The organism is Cryptosporangium arvum DSM 44712, from assembly GCF_000585375.1.
GTDB lineage: Bacteria > Actinomycetota > Actinomycetes > Mycobacteriales > Cryptosporangiaceae > Cryptosporangium > Cryptosporangium arvum.
Map to the genome: position 1 here is coordinate 7386656 of NZ_KK073874.1, position 14629 is coordinate 7401284.

Sequence of the window (14629 nt, forward strand, 5' to 3'; positions counted from 1 at the left end):
GGCCACCCTAACCCGTGGCGACATCCCGTTCGGGTCCGCAGGTGGGTGGAGAAAAGCGGCGAGGGGGCCATTTCTGGCCCCCTCGGTACCTCAGAACAGCGCGTTCGTCAGGTCGCGGCGCGCCTTGTTCACCACCGGATCGTCCGGCGGCGCGATCGCGAACAACTCGAGCAGGTGGGTGCGGACCCTGTTCCGGTCGTCGCCGGACGTCCGCCGCACCAGCGCGACCAGGCGGGCGAACGCCTGGTCGGCCAGGCCGGAGACGAACTCGACGTCGGCGGCCAGGGTCTGGGCGTCGATGTCGGCCGGGGCCGCCTCGGCTTTGGCCAGCACCTCGCGGCCGTCGGTGACGCCCTCCAGGCGGCGCATCAGCGCGATCTGGGCCAGGCCGCTGGTGGCGTTCCCGTCACCGGGCGTCTCGGCCAGCATCGCCTTGTACGCCGCCTCGGCGCCGTCGAGGTCGCCCGCCTGGAGCTTGTCGTCGGCGTCGGCCAGCCGCGGGTCGGCGGGGAGTTCCGCTTCGCCGCCGGCGGCCTTGACGACCGCGGCGAGCCACTGCCGGAGGTTGGCCTCCGGCTGCACGCCGGCGAACGCGTCGACCGGCTGGCCGTTCACGATCGCCATCACGAACGGAATGCTCTGGACGCGGAACGCCTGCGCCAGGCGCGGGTTGGCATCGATGTCGATCTTGGCCAGGATCCAGGCCCCGTCGGCCTCACCCGCGAGCTTTTCGAGCACGGGTGAGAGTTGCTTGCAGGGCTGACACCACTCGGCCCAGAAGTCGATGACCACCGGCGTCTGCAGGGAGCGCTGGAGGATCTCGTTCTGGAACGTCGCCTCGGTGACGTCGATGACGTAGGGCGAGCTGCCGGCCGCGGCCGGCGTCGGGGCTCCCGCCGGTTCGCCACCGGCCGGCGCAGCCGCGGGCGTACTGGAACGCAGTGCGGAGAGATCGACGGCGCCGGCCAGCGAGGCGGCCGTCATGCGGGGATTCGGCTGTCGCATGAGTTCTAGTCTTCCACTCCCGCGGCGGTTCTCAGACGCCCGCGGGCTCCAACGTGCGATCAGCGGCCTTCTTCGCGGCCCAACGCTCGAAGAACAGGGTGCCGAACGGCGGGATCGACGCGATCAGACCGACGAGCGTCGCGCGGACGCTCCAGCCCGCCACCGGCCGCGTGAGCAGCACGGACACCAGGTAGAGGATGAACAGGGCGCCGTGGATGGGCCCGAAGATCTTGACCCCGATCTCGTTCTCCACCACGAGGTACTTGAAGACCATGCCGATCAGCAGGCCGGTCCAGGACACGGCCTCGGCGAACGCCGCCAAGCGAAAGAATCGGAACGTGTTCGGCACCGTCGGGCTCCACTCCTGCCGGGTCTTTGTCGACACAGCGTAGACGAGTGGCGCGCGAGGCGGTAAGGCGACCCTCAGGCGGGTACGGAAGCCCGGCGGCCGACGGCCGGGCGGACCCGGTAGACGCCCGGGCCGATGCGCTCGGAACGCCGCCGCATCGCCGCGGCGAGCGGGCTCGGCCACCGGGTCCGGTCGGACCAGACGACCGCGGACAGGTCGGCGCCGCGGAGATCGGCCTCGGACAGCACGGCGCCGCTCAGGTTCGCGCCGGTGAGGTCGGCCCCGGACAGGTCGGCCCCGGCCAGCACCGCGTCGTCCAGAACGGCACGGCGCAGGTTCGCGTCGGTGAAGCGGGCCCGGCGGAACGTCGCCGTCGACGCGTCGGCACCCGGCAGTTTCGCGCCGTCGAAGCGGGCGCCGTCGGCGTCGGCACCGACGAGGTGGGCGGTGCCCAGATCGGCCTCGCGCAGATCGGCCCCGGCCAGGTCGGCCGCCACCAGATCGGCGCGCCGCAACCGGGCGCGGACCAGATCGGCGTCGGCGAGGCGGGTCGAGCGCAGGTTGGCGTCGCTCAGGTCGGCCTCGCGGAGCGACGCGCCGCGCAGGTCGGCGCGGGCCAGACAGATCTCACGCAGGTCGACGCCGGACAGCGCGGCCTTCTCGAGCTCGGCGTCGCGCAGGTCGGCACCGCGCAGGTCGACCCCGTCGAGCTGACCGGCGCGCAGGTCGGCGTCGGACGGGAGCAGGCGTACGTCGAGGGCGGTACCCACCTCGACGACCATCGTGGTGACCTGACGATCGACCCAGCCGGCCTGGGCCTCGGGAAACGCGGAGTCGAACAGCTCCCGGCTCAGCTCACGGAAACTTCCCCGGGCGGGACCATGGTCCATGAGCCCTCCTCTAACGGGAGTTCGCCATCGCGGGCTGCGGGCAGATGGGACACCGTCCCTGGCGTGCCATCTTGTTCAAGAGTAGCGCGGATGCGCGAACCGCTCGACGGATCGCGAGTTCTCCGGACACATTGGGTTTCACGATGTCGGTGTCGAGCACCCGAGCGACCACGATCTCCCAGTGCGCCTGGGCGGCGCGCCAGCCGACCGCGTGGATGGCGACGAACGTCGGCACGAATTCGGTGGGGACGCCGGGCCAGCCGTCCGGAACGGGCACGAAACTGCGCCGCGTTCCTTCGGTTCCGGCCAGCTCGGCCAGGAGCGGGATCAGTTCACTCATCGCCGAGTTCCCGCAGGATGTCGCGGAGCTCGTCCTTGGAGATCTGCGGGAACTGCTCGTCGAGCGGCCGGGAGCGGCGGGAGGCGATCGAGTCGCTCACGACGTAACCGGCGACCGCGCCCGCGACGCCCGGCATGACCAGCCACCCGGCGACCGAGAGGAACCAGGCCAGCACCGGCGCGCTGGTGTCGGCCGGCGACTCGATGCCGAGGCTCACGTCGTAGGCGTCCCGCCAGCCGACGACGAACCCGGTGACGACGTAGAGCACGACGAGCCCGGCCAGTACCGGAGCACCGCGGAAGAATAACCAGTACCGCAGGTTGCGCTGATGGCCCCGGGAACGCCACCAGCGGCGCACCAGGTCGCGCCGTCGTTCGCGCACGACGACGGGAACCGGGAGAGGGAAGTCCGCCGGGAGGTCGGCGCCCGGTGACCGAGCCATACCGACAAACTACGGTGTGCGGCCCTCGCCGCGCTTCTCAGTTGCTCGTCTCGGCGAGCAGACGGTCCGCGGCCGTGAAGGGGTCCGCCGCTCCGGTGGCCACCTGCTCGGCGAGGGTGTCCAGCGCCGCACCGCCGCGCACCTCGCCGATCCGGGCGCGGAGGGCGGCCACGGCGATCGCTTCGATCTCGCGGGCGGCCCGGAGACGGCGGCGGTCGCGCAGTTCGCCGGTGCGCTCGAGGTGGTCCCGGTGGGCGTCGATCGCCGCGACCACGTCGTCGATGCCCTCACCGCGCGCGGCCACGGTTTTCACGATCGGCGGACGCCACGGCCCGTGCTCACCCGCCAGCGCGAGCGCGCCGCGCAGGTCCCGCACGGTGGTCGCCGCGCCCGCGCGGTCGGCCTTGTTGACGACGTAGACGTCCGCGATCTCCAGGATGCCGGCCTTCGCGGCCTGGATGCCGTCGCCCATCCCCGGCGCGAGCAGCACGATCGTCGTGTCGGCGAGCGACGCGATCTCGATCTCGGCCTGCCCGACGCCGACCGTCTCGACCAGCACCACGTCGAACCCGGCGCCGTCGAGCACCCGGATCGCCTGCGGCGTGCCCCAGGACAGCCCGCCCAGGTGCCCCCGGGACGCCATCGACCGGATGAAGACGCCGGGGTCGGTGGCGTGCTGCTCCATCCGGATCCGGTCCCCGAGCAGCGCGCCGCCGGAGAACGGCGACGACGGGTCCACCGCGAGAACGCCGACCGTCTTCCCGCGCGCGCGGAGCGCCCCGACGAGCGCGTTGGTGCTCGTCGATTTCCCGACGCCGGGCGAGCCGGTCAGCCCCACGACGCAGGCCCGGCCGGTGTGCGGTGCGAGCGCCGCCGCGACCTCGCGCAGTGCGGGCCCGGCGTTCTCGACCATGCTCACCAGCCGTGCCACCGCCCGGGGAACGCCGTCGCGGGCCTGCGCGACGAGTTCCCCGACGTCCGCGGCCGTCGTGGCCGCCCGGCGAACGGAGATCAAGCCTTCGGGACCCGCACGATGAGCGCGTCGCCCTGGCCGCCGCCGCCGCAGAGCGCCGCCGCACCCACGCCGCCACCGCGCCGCTGCAGCTCCAACGCCAGGTGCAGCGCGATCCGGGTGCCGGACATCCCGATCGGGTGCCCCAGCGCGATCGCCCCGCCGTTGACGTTGACCTTGGCGTCGATCTCCTCGGCGGAGAGCCCGAGCGCACGGGCCGAGTGCACACCGACGGCGGCGAACGCCTCGTTGATCTCGATCAGGTCGAGGTCGGCGACGGTCAGGCCCTCCTTGCCGAGCGCGTGCTGGATCGCGTTCGACGGCTGCGGCAGCAGCGAGTTGTCGGGCCCGGCGACGTTGCCGTGGGCACCGATCTCGGCCAGCCAGGTCAGCCCCAGCTCCTCGGCCTTGGCCTTGCTCATCACGACGACCGCCGCCGCGCCGTCGGAGATCTGCGACGACGAGCCCGCGGTGATCGTCCCGTCCTTGGCGAACGCGGCACGCAGCTTGCCCAGCGTCTGGGTGGTGGTGTCGGCACGCACGCCCTCGTCGGTGGCGAAGCTGATCGGGTCGCCCTTGCGCTGCGGGATCTCCACCGGCGTGATCTCGGCGTCGAACACGCCGTTCTTCGCCGCGGCCGCGGCGCGCTGGTGGCTGCGCGCGCTGAACGCGTCCTGGTCCTCGCGGGTCAGCCCGGCGAGGCCGGCGAACTTCTCGGTGGACTCGCCCATCGCGATCTTCTCGAACGAGTCGGTCAGACCGTCGTGGGCCATCGAGTCGAGCACCTCGATCGAGCCGTACTTGTATCCCGCGCGCGACTTCGGCAGCAGGTGCGGCGCGTTGGTCATCGACTCCATGCCGCCTGCCACCACGACGTCGAACTCGCCGGCGCGGATGAGCTGGTCGGCCAGCGCGATCGCGTCGATGCCCGAGAGGCACACCTTGTTGATCGTGATCGACGGGACCGACTGCGGGATGCCGGCCTTGATCGCCGCCGGGCGGGCCGGGTTCTGACCGGCGCCGGCCTGCAGCACCTGCCCCATGATCACGTACTGCACCTGCTCGGGCGTGACCCCGGCGCGCTCGAGCGCGGCCTTGATCGCCACCGCGCCGAGGTCGGAGGCGGCGAAGTCCTTCAACGAGCCCTGGAGCCGTCCCATGGGGGTCCGCGCGCCGGCGACGATTACCGAGGTCATGGGATACGCCTCCGATAAGTAACGATTACGGGGATGTCACGTCACCATACCGATGGGTAGCTTGGTTCGACCCGTGAGAGACGCCACAGCTTTTCGCAGGTCGCATGCGTACCTTCGCGGTCACGCTGAGAGGAGGCCACCGATGGCCATTCGCCGGATCGACCACGTCGGTATCGCCGTTCCGGACCTGGACGAGGCGCTCGCGTTCTACCGGGACAACTTCGGCCTGGTCGCCGAGCACGAGGAGATCAACGAGGAGCAGGGCGTCCGGGAAGCGATGCTGGTGCCGGCCGGCGGCGACCCGTCGACCGCCCGGCTGCAGCTCCTCGCGCCGCTGCGCCCGGACTCCGCGATCGGCAAGTTCCTCGACCGGTCCGGGCCGGGCATCCAGCAGATGGCGTACACGGTCGACGACGTCGAGGAGACGAGCGCCGAACTGCGGGCCAAGGGCCTGCGCCTGCTCTACGACGCCCCGCGCCGCGGCACCGCGGGCTCACGCATCAACTTCGTCCACCCCAAGGACGCCGGCGGCGTCCTGGTCGAACTCGTCGAGCCCGGTGGACTGGGTCACAGCTGAACTTTCTGAATCGCTACTGGTAAGTAACATCGGCCGCCACCGACCCCCCGTGATCTTGGAGGCGCCGACCGTGAAGCAGATCCTCGAAGCGATCCTGTCTGACGAGCTGGACGCCGTAGGCGGTCTCGAGGTGCCGGAGTCCTACCGCGGCGTGGTGGTCCGGAAAGACGAAGTGGACATGTTCGCCGGGCGCGCCACCCGCGACAAGGACCCGCGCGAGTCGCTGCACGTCCAGGAGGTGGCGACGCCGGAGCTCGGACCGGGCGAGGCGCTCGTCGCCGTGATGGCCAGCGCGGTCAACTACAACACCGTCTGGACGTCGATCTTCGAACCGCTCTCGACGTTCGGGTTCCTGGAGCGCTACGGCCGGCTCTCGCCGCTGACCAAGCGGCACGACCTGCCGTACCACGTCGTCGGGTCGGACCTGGCCGGCGTCGTGCTGCGCACCGGGCCCGGAGTGAACCTGTGGAAGCCCGGCGACGAGGTCGTCGCGCACTGCCTGTCGGTGGAACTCGAGTCGCACGAGGGCCACGACGACACGATGCTCGACCCCGAGCAGCGCATCTGGGGATTCGAGACGAACTTCGGCGGGCTGGCCGAGCTGGCGCTGGTGAAGTCCAATCAGCTGATGCCCAAGCCGGCGCACCTGTCCTGGGAAGAGGCGGCGTCACCGGGGCTGGTCAACTCCACCGCCTACCGTCAGCTGGTCAGCACCAACGGCGCCGCGATGAAGCTCGGTGACACCGTGTTGATCTGGGGCGCCTCCGGGGGCCTCGGTTCGTACGCCACCCAGATGGCGCTGGCGTCGGGGGCGACCCCGGTGTGCGTGGTCTCGAGTCCCGACAAGGCGGACATCGTCCGCTCGATGGGCGCGGAACTGGTGATCGACCGGACCGCGGAGAGTTACCGGTTCTGGAAGGACGAGAACAACCAGGACCCCCGCGAGTGGCGCCGTTTCGGCGCGAAGATCCGAGAACTGACCGGGGGCAAAGACCCCGACATCGTGTTCGAACACCCGGGCCGCGAGACATTCGGCGCGAGCGTCTTTGTGGCCCGAAAGGGCGGAACGATCGTCACGTGTGCGTCGACGTCCGGATATCTCCATCAGTTCGACAATCGTTACCTGTGGATGAACCTGAAGCGCATTATCGGATCGCATTTCGCGAACTACCGAGAGGCGTATCTCGCTAACGATCTGATCGCCACCGGGAAGATTCATCCGACGCTGTCGAAGGTGTACCCGCTCGAGCAGACCGGGCAGGCCGCCTACGACGTCCACCAGAACCTGCACCAGGGGAAGGTCGGCGTGCTCGGCCTGGCCCCGGAGGAGGGTCTCGGGGTCCGGGACGAGGAGAAGCGCAGCCGGTACGTGGACGCGATCAACCGGTTCCGCTCCCGCTGATCGGGTCGTGCCACCGGCCGTGACGAGCACCTCGTCACGGCCCTGGCATGTCCGGCCAGGGGCCGTGCGTCGGTTCGGTCGAGTCACCTATCAGCCGAACCGCCGTACGGTGTGTCGCGTGGGAATTTCGCGTCGAATGTGAGACAGGGTTCGCTAGATGCGGCCTTGCCGGTCTGCGATAGTGGGCGGCATGCAGCCGACCCCCACCGACAACAACATGTCGTTCTTCGACTCCTCGAACACTGATCCCGGCTTCACCATCGCGCTGCGGGGGTACGACCGGCACCAGGTGAACGAGCACTTACAGCGGCTCAACACCGAGCTGAGCCAGCACCAGTCGACGAAATCCGAGGCCGAGCAGAAGCTCGCCGAGGCCCAGCACCGCGTGCGCGCCGTCGAGCAGCAGCTCACCGCGCTGCAGCAGCAGATGCGCAGCCAGCAGAAGCAGCTCCAGGAGAACTCGAAGCCGACGCTCTCCGGCCTCGGCACCCGGGTCGAGCAGCTGCTGCGTCTGGCCGAGGAGCAGGCCAACGAGCACCGCACCGAGGCGGAGAAGAAGGCCGAGGAGACGCTGTCGGCCGCTCGCCTCCAGGCGCGTGAGCTCACCGAGAAGGCCCGCGCCGAGGCGCAGGCGGTCAAGGTCGGGGCCGAGCGGGACGCCGCGGGGGTCAAGGAAGGCGCCGAGCGCGAGGCCGCCGAGATCCGCGGCGAGGTCAACCGCGAGATCGAGAGCAACCGCGCCACCGCCGACCGCGAGGTCCGGCAGGCCCGGTCGACGGCCGACCACGAGGTCGCCGAGCTCAAGGCACGGGTGCACCGCGAGGTGGCGCAGCTGCAGGCCACCGCCGAGCGGGAGGCCACCCAGCTGCGCGCCGCGGCCAAGCAGGAGACCGAGCAGCTGCGCAACAAGGTCAAGGCCGAGACCGAGCAGCTGCGCACCACCGTGCGCCAGGAGAGCGAGCAGCTGCGCACCGAGGCCACCCGCGAAGCCGAGCAGAAGCGTGGCGAGGCGAGCCGCATCCTGGCCGAGGCGCGCGAGAAGCGCGACAACGACCTCCAGGAGCTCGAGCTCAACCTGGCCGAGCGCCGCGAGCGGGCCGAGCAGGAAGAGTCGCAGCGGCACGCCGCCGCGGTCGCCGAGACGCAGAAGCTGGTCGGCGAGGCCGAGCAGCGCGCCCGCGTCGCCGAGACCCGCGCCCGCGAGGTCGAGGCCCACACCGAGTCCCGCCGGAAGGCCGCCGAGGCCCAGGCCAAGGACATCGTGGAGAAGGCACGCGCGCTCGCCGAGAAGACCGTCAACGAGGCACGCGCCGAGGCCGACCGCCTGGTGTCCGACGCCACCGCGAACGCCGAGCACAACACCACGCAGGCCAAGCGTCAGGTCGCGGAGCTCACCACGCAGCGCGACGCGATCACCACCCAGCTGGGTCAGCTGCGCGAGATGCTCGCCGGCCTGGTCGGTGGCGGCGCGGCGGCGGCCACGGTGGCGAAGGCCGCCGAGGCGGCCAAGGTCGAGCCGGCCGAGGCCCCCAGCGCCAACGGGCGGGGCTGATCGCTTTCCCGGCTGTCCGGGTGGCTGACCACGGCGTCGTGGTCAGCCGTTCGGTGGTGGCTGCACACCCGAGCGGTGCGGTGGCCCGGCGTTCTGGCCGGGCCACCGACACGATCCGCCCGGGCGTGAAACGATGTGCCGATGAGTCTCGCTTCACAGGCGATTCCCATCACCCTGTTGCAAGGCGCCTGACCGCCGTAGTGGGGGTCTGGCCCGGAACGATGCGAGTATGACTGCATGTCGCAGGAGGACGGGCACGGCCTTCTCCCAGTGAGCGGCGGCGAACCATTGCCGTCGTTCGAGGTGGTGCTGCGCGGATACGACCGACGTCAGGTCGAGGACGCGTTCAGCCGCCTGGAAGGTGAGCTGAGCGCGGTCGCAGCCGACCGCGACGCCGCCTACGGCAGATCCGACGCGTACGCCGCTCAGGTGGAGCGTCTGCACAACGAGATCGAGCACCTGCGCGGCGAGATCTACCACCTGCGCCAGCAGCTCGAGTACGCCGTGCGCAACCCGCACGCCGAGGTCAGCGCACGCGTCCAGCAGATCCTCGACCTGGCGGAAGCCGAGGCCAACGAGATCCGCGCGACCGCGCAGAACGAACTGGTCGGCGCACGCAACACCGTGCAGCGGGCGGCCGCAGAAGCCGAGGCCGCGGCGCACCGCGTCCTCGACGACGCCGCGCGCGACGCCCGCGGGCTGCTCCGCGACGCCGAGCTGGAGATGACCCGCCAGCGCGAGGAGGCCGAGCGCGAGCTCGTCGATCACCTGATCGGCTTACGCGAGGAGATCTCCCGCGCGCAGGAGGTCATCGACGAGAACGAGGCCGAGGCCCGCCGCCGGGCCGAGTCGATCCTCGCCGACGCCCAGGAGCGCGCGACCGCGATCCCGGTCGACGCCGAGGCCTACGCCGACGAGGTGCGCACCGGCGCCGACGACTACGCCGGAGCCACCCGCGACGAGGCCGACGCGTACTCGGCACGCACCCGCGCCGACGCCGAGTCCTACGCCAACCAGCTGACCGCGGCCGCGAACGAGCGCCTCTCGGCTGCCGTGAACGAGGCCGAGGAGCAGGCCGAGTCGCTCGCCGCCGAAGCGCGCGAACTCGCGAGCGCGATCGAGGCCGAAGCCCGCGAACGGGCCGACGCGCTCGTCGCCGAGGCCGAGAAGCGCGTGTCCGAGGCCGACCAGCGGATCGCCGACGCCGAGACGACGGCCGCCGCGGCGATCAAGAAGGCCGACAACCACGCCGAGAACATCGCCCGCGAGGCCGACGACTACGCCCGCAGCACCCGGCAGGGCGCCGACGAGTACTCGAAGACCACGCGCAAGGAGGCCGACGACCACGCCGAGCGGGTCGCCCGGCTGGCCGACGACCACGAGAGCACGGTGCGGCTCGCGGCCGACGAGTACTCGGTCAGCACGCGCCGGGAGGCCGACACCTACGCGTCGACGGCGCGGGCCGAGGCCGACGCCTACCAGGTCTCCACGCACCAGACCGCGGACGAGTACCAGGCGTCCACCCAGCAGGCCGCGGACGAGTACTCGGCGAACACCCGGCGCGAGGCCGACGAGCACGTCGTCTCCGCCCGTCGCCAGGCCGACGACCAGGCCGAAAGGGTCGCCCGGGAGGCCGACGACTACTCCGCGGACATCCGCAAGGGCGCCGACGACTACGCCGCGCGCACGAAGTCCGACGCCACCGCCGAGGCCACCCGGCTCACCGAGGAGGCCGCGGCCGAGGCGGCCCGGGTCACGAGCGAAGCGAACACCGCGGCCGAACGCGTCACCGGCGACGCCGCCGCCGAGGCCCAGCGGCTCACCACCGACGCCCAGCGCCGGGCCGCCGAACTCACCGCGGAGGCCGAGGCGCACCGCACCGCGGTCACCGCCGAGGCCGGCGACGAGGCCAACCGCATCGTCACCGAGGCACAGCGGTCCGCGTCCGCGCTCACCGCGCAGGCCGACGAGCAGGTCCAGACGATGATCGACGCGGCCGAGCAGCAGGCCGCCGCGGTCACCCGGGAAGCCGGAGAGAACGCCGAGAGCACCGTCGCGCAGGCCCAGGACCGGGCTCGCACGATCATCTCGGTCGCCGAGGCCCGGGGCCGGGACCTGGTCTCCAACGCCGAGCGTCGCGCGCAGGAGATGGTCGCCGACGCCGAGCGGCACGCCGCGAAGGTGCGCACCACCGGCGAGGAGAAGGCGTCGTCGCTCGTCGCGAAAGCCGAGGAGCGCGCACGCGCACTGCAGGCCGACGCCGAGCAGCGGGCCGAGGCCGTGCTCACCGAGGCCGACGAGCAGGCCAGCCAGGCCGCCGCCGACGCCGCCGAGGCGACCGCCGACGTGTTCCGGCGGGCCCGCGAGGCCGAGGACAGCGCCGCGAAGGCCGTCGCGGACGCCGAGGAACTGGCCGCCCTCACGCTCACGGAGTCGGAGGAGAAGGCCGCCGAAGTTCTGCGCTCCGCGCAGGAGAAGGCCACGGCGCTCCGCAAGGAGGCCGAGGAACTCGCGCGCAAGGCCGAGGAGGACCGCGACGAGTCGGCCTCGCTGCTCCGCGACGCGCAGGAGAAGCTGAACGCCGCCGAGCAGGAGTCGGCCACCACGATCGCCGGCGCGAAGATGGTGGCCCGGCGCAAGGCCGGCGAGCTGATCGCGGAGGCCGAGAAGCAGGCCACCGAGACGACGTCCACGGCCGAGACGCTGGCCAACGAGACGATGAAGGCCGCGGACGACCACGCCGAGCGGGTCGCCCGGGAAGCCGACGACTACGCGAACACCACCCGCCGCGGCGCCGACGAGCACGACACGACGGTCCGCGGCGAGGCCGACACCTACGCGGCGTCCACGCGCCGGGAGGCCGACGAGCACGCCACCCGGGTGAAGACCGAGGCCGACACGCACCGCGCCACCGCGGAGAAGGCCGCCGCCGACGTGACCGCGAAGTCGCAGGCCACCGCGGCCGAGCTGGTGTCGACGGCGGAGGCGAAGGCCGCCAAACTGCTCTCCGAGGCGACGCAGGTCGCGACCGCCGCGACCACCGAGGCCGACGAGTACGCCGCGCGTGTGCACGCGGAGAGCGAGGAGATGTCGCGGTCGGCCACCGAGGAGGCGGCGACGCGCTCGGAGCGCATCATCCAGGAGGCGATCTCCGAGGCCGAGCGCATCACCGCGGACGCGAACACGAACGCGAAGCAGACGATCGAGAACGCCCGCTCGCAGGGCGCGACGATGAAGCGCGACGCCGAACTGCGGGCGCGCAACACGAAGGAGAAGGCCGGCCTCGAGGCGCACAGCACGATGCGCAAGGCCCGCGAGGAGGCGGAGAAGACCGTCGCCGGAGCGCGTAAGGAAGCGGCGCGCCTGAAGGCCGAGGTCGAGGCGCTGATCGAGCGCCGGGAACAGATCAACGGCGAGATGAACCGTCTGCAGGACGCGTTGTCGGGGCTGGGGGGTGGCCTGTTCGCGAATCTGTCGGCGGTGACGGCCGCGGTGGCCCAGTCCGAGCCGACGCCCACGCCGAAGGCCGACGTGACGTCGGGCGACGAGGGCAAGGCGTCCACCGCGTCGGCGGCGGCTCCCACGTCTTCTGGCGGCGAGAGCCCCGATCGCGGAGCTTCCGATCGCGGAGTCGCGGAAAGCGGAGCCGCTGGACGCGCCGATGCCGAGGGCGAGACCGCCGGAGGCGACGGTGCCGGGCGCGAAGATGCCGGGCGCGACGGTGCCGGGCGCGACGGTGCCGGGCGTGGGCGGGTTGAGCGTGGGGCGGCCGGGCGTGATGACGCCGGAGTGACGAGTGGTGTCTCGGTGATCGACGCGCTGGGCGGGGCGGATCGCTCCCGGGACGAGGTCGCGCCGAAGTCCGGGTCGCCGGCCGAGCCGACCGGAAACGGTGCGGCGCCTCCGGCCACGCCGACGGTGCGACTGGCTCGCAGCGAGCCGGGTCTGACCCCGCCGAGCGAGGCCCAGAAGGCGGAGAACACCGACGCGCCCCGGACCGGCCGGGCCGGCTCGGACGAGCCGCGAACGCCCCGACCCCGGGCCGCGGATCATGACAAGTCGGACTCCGGAAAGCCAGGGCCCGCAACGTCCGAGTCCGCACCCGCGGCTTCCGCACCCGCGGCTTCCGCACCCGCGGCTTCCGCAAACCCAGCCTCCGAAAATCCGACCTCTGGAAACTGGGGCTCCGCAAACTCGGGCTCTGGAAACTCGGGCTCCGCAAACCTTGGGTCCGGGAAACCTGAGTCCGGGAAACCTGAGTCCGGAAACAGGGCCGCCGGAAGTGCGGCGTCGGGCAAGCCGGGGATCGAAAAGCTCGTGTCCGGAAAGCCGGCCTCCGGGAACTTGGAGTCGGGGAAGCCCGCGTCGGGAAACTTTGAATCCGGGAAGTCCGAGTCCGGAAACCCGGAGTCCGGGAAGGCCAAGTCGGGAAACACGGTGTCTGGGAACCCCGTGTCCGGCAGGCCGGAGTCCGGAAAGTGGGAGTCCGGAGCCTCCGGGTCCGGAAAGCGGGAGACCGGAGACTCCCAGTCCGGAAAGCCGGAGACCGGAGACTCCCAGTCCGGAAAGCCGGAGACCGGAAAGCCGGAGACCGGAGACACCGAGTCCGGGAAGGCCGAGCGGGGACAGTCGGCGGGAAAGCAGCAGGCCGGGAAGCCTGGGTCCGGGAAGCCGGAGACCGGGAAGCCGGAGACCGCCCGGGCCGACTCGCAGTCGGACAGGTCCGAGCCGGTCAAGCCCTCCGCGCCCCGGCAGACCCTGGGCGCACGGCTGGCCGCCAGCCCCACCCATGTGCCCACCTCACCGGCACGCCCGCCGGTCCTGCCCGCCCCTGCTCCCCCGCCGGCCGCGGAGCGCACCTCCACCGGCACGAGCCCCGCCGGATCGGCACCTGCCCGCTCGGCGAGCGCATCCTCGGGGGAGGCCACTCAGCCCACTTCCCCGGCGGCCGGGAACCGCACTCCTGGCTTCCCGACCGCCAGGGCACCGCTCGCGGACACCCAGTCGCCCGGTAACCAGACCTCCGGCTTCCCGACGGCCCAGGCACCGGTCGCCGACTCCCAGTCGCCCGCGAACCAGACCCACGGCTTCCCGACCGCCAGGGCACCCCGCGCGGACACCCAGCCGTCCGCACCCCAAAACCGTCGGAACCAGGCGGCCGGCAACCAGCACTCCGGAAGCCAGCACCCCGGCAACCAGGCCCCCCGAAACCAGGCCGCTGGTAACCAGCCCCCTCGCAGCCCGGGTGCTGGACGCCAGGCACCCGAGAACCACGCACCGCGGAACTACACACCCGCGAACTACGCGTCCGGCTACCAAGCACCACGAAACCAGGCGCCCGGCAACCAGGCGCCCGGCAACCACGCACCCGGCAGCCAGGCGCCCCGTAATCAGGCGGCAGGGAACCAGGCGCCGGGCTCACCGGGGACCAGGACGCCGGCCGCGGGATCCCCGGCACCCGGGAACCAGCCGACGGGCTCCCCCACCGGGCGAACATCAGTGTCCGCTCCCCCGGCCGCCGGTCACCCGGCCGCCGGTCACCCAGCCGCCGGTCACCCCGCCGCCAGCCACCCCGCCGCCAGGACTCCGGCCGCCGGCTCCCAGGCACCGGGTAACCAGGGCCCCAACTCGGCGGCCGGCCCGCCGGCGGGCGGCTCCCCGGCGTCGGCCGGGAAGGACGGGGCACCGGGCAACGGACGAGGACCCAGCGACGACGGCGACCGCGGCAACCGGTCGCGGTCGATGCTCGGGCTGGTCGACGAGGATCGCGCGGCGGTCAGGGTCGGCCCCACCCTCGACCTCACCTGGCGCGCGGACCGCGGCAACGACCGCCGCGACGGCAAGCCCGCCTGACTACCAACCCC

The 14629-nt window shown here is 72.1% G+C and carries 11 protein-coding genes; 4 read left to right on the forward strand and 7 right to left on the reverse strand.

Annotated elements, in window-relative coordinates; all coding sequences use genetic code 11:
• Nucleotides 1-90 precede the first annotated feature (90 nt).
• The 7 genes from CRYAR_RS33745 to CRYAR_RS33775 all read right to left on the reverse strand — a co-directional run bounded on the left by CRYAR_RS33745 (nucleotide 91) and on the right by CRYAR_RS33775 (nucleotide 5234).
• Nucleotides 91-1005: a tetratricopeptide repeat protein gene (locus CRYAR_RS33745; protein WP_035857218.1), complete on the reverse strand. Its 915-nt coding sequence runs from the start codon at nucleotides 1003-1005 to the stop codon at nucleotides 91-93.
• A gap of 31 nt (nucleotides 1006-1036) precedes the next feature.
• On the reverse strand, nucleotides 1037-1354 hold the full coding sequence (locus CRYAR_RS33750) for a DUF3817 domain-containing protein (RefSeq protein ID WP_035857219.1): 318 nt from the start codon (nucleotides 1352-1354) through the stop codon (nucleotides 1037-1039).
• A 74-nt stretch (nucleotides 1355-1428) separates the two neighbouring features.
• On the reverse strand, nucleotides 1429-2244 hold the full coding sequence (locus CRYAR_RS33755; protein WP_051571297.1) for a pentapeptide repeat-containing protein: 816 nt from the start codon (nucleotides 2242-2244) through the stop codon (nucleotides 1429-1431).
• Between the two features lie 10 nt (nucleotides 2245-2254).
• Nucleotides 2255-2584 (reverse strand): DUF6313 family protein, encoded by a 330-nt coding sequence (locus tag CRYAR_RS50410; RefSeq protein WP_035857220.1) that lies wholly within the window; start codon nucleotides 2582-2584, stop codon nucleotides 2255-2257.
• Nucleotides 2577-3026, reverse strand: a complete 450-nt coding sequence (locus tag CRYAR_RS50415) for a DUF6313 family protein (RefSeq protein ID WP_051571298.1) — start codon at nucleotides 3024-3026, stop codon at nucleotides 2577-2579. Before CRYAR_RS50415 ends, CRYAR_RS50410 begins: the two co-directional genes overlap by 8 nt.
• A gap of 37 nt (nucleotides 3027-3063) precedes the next feature.
• A complete protein-coding gene (gene meaB, locus CRYAR_RS33770; protein WP_245620554.1) occupies nucleotides 3064-4041 on the reverse strand; it encodes a methylmalonyl Co-A mutase-associated GTPase MeaB in 978 nt (325 codons plus the stop codon).
• The gene (locus CRYAR_RS33775; protein WP_035857221.1) at nucleotides 4038-5234 is read right to left on the reverse strand and encodes an acetyl-CoA C-acetyltransferase; all 1197 of its coding nucleotides are present in this window, start codon (nucleotides 5232-5234) and stop codon (nucleotides 4038-4040) included. The genes meaB and CRYAR_RS33775 overlap by 4 nt, the downstream gene beginning before the upstream one ends.
• 142 nt (nucleotides 5235-5376) lie before the next feature.
• Here CRYAR_RS33775 and mce point away from each other — a divergent pair, with 142 nt between their 5' ends.
• The 4 genes from mce (at nucleotide 5377) to CRYAR_RS50420 (ending at nucleotide 14618) form a co-directional block, all read left to right on the forward strand.
• On the forward strand, nucleotides 5377-5811 hold the full coding sequence (mce, locus tag CRYAR_RS33780) for a methylmalonyl-CoA epimerase (RefSeq protein WP_035857222.1): 435 nt from the start codon (nucleotides 5377-5379) through the stop codon (nucleotides 5809-5811).
• 70 nt (nucleotides 5812-5881) lie between these two features.
• Nucleotides 5882-7213, forward strand: coding sequence for a crotonyl-CoA carboxylase/reductase (gene ccrA, locus CRYAR_RS33785; protein ID WP_035868817.1), 1332 nt, complete (start codon nucleotides 5882-5884; stop codon nucleotides 7211-7213).
• 190 nt (nucleotides 7214-7403) lie between these two features.
• On the forward strand, nucleotides 7404-8765 hold the full coding sequence (locus CRYAR_RS33790; RefSeq protein WP_035857223.1) for a coiled-coil domain-containing protein: 1362 nt from the start codon (nucleotides 7404-7406) through the stop codon (nucleotides 8763-8765).
• Between the two features lie 237 nt (nucleotides 8766-9002).
• A complete protein-coding gene (locus CRYAR_RS50420) occupies nucleotides 9003-14618 on the forward strand; it encodes a hypothetical protein (protein WP_035857225.1) in 5616 nt (1871 codons plus the stop codon).
• The last annotated feature ends 11 nt before the right edge of the window (nucleotides 14619-14629 follow it).

Bases quoted from the DNA above. Each gene is read 5' to 3' on its own strand.
- CRYAR_RS33745 (WP_035857218.1), bottom strand. From the start codon at position 1,005: ATGCGACAGCCGAATCCCCGCATGACGGCCGCCTCGCTGGCCGGCGCC.
- CRYAR_RS33755 (WP_051571297.1), bottom strand. From the start codon at position 2,244: ATGGACCATGGTCCCGCCCGGGGAAGTTTCCGTGAGCTGAGCCGGGAG.
- CRYAR_RS50410 (WP_035857220.1), bottom strand. From the start codon at position 2,584: ATGAGTGAACTGATCCCGCTCCTGGCCGAGCTGGCCGGAACCGAAGGA.
- CRYAR_RS50415 (WP_051571298.1), bottom strand. From the start codon at position 3,026: ATGGCTCGGTCACCGGGCGCCGACCTCCCGGCGGACTTCCCTCTCCCG.
- CRYAR_RS33775 (WP_035857221.1), bottom strand. From the start codon at position 5,234: ATGACCTCGGTAATCGTCGCCGGCGCGCGGACCCCCATGGGACGGCTC.
- mce (WP_035857222.1), top strand. From the start codon at position 5,377: ATGGCCATTCGCCGGATCGACCACGTCGGTATCGCCGTTCCGGACCTG.
- CRYAR_RS33790 (WP_035857223.1), top strand. From the start codon at position 7,404: ATGCAGCCGACCCCCACCGACAACAACATGTCGTTCTTCGACTCCTCG.
- CRYAR_RS50420 (WP_035857225.1), top strand. From the start codon at position 9,003: ATGTCGCAGGAGGACGGGCACGGCCTTCTCCCAGTGAGCGGCGGCGAA.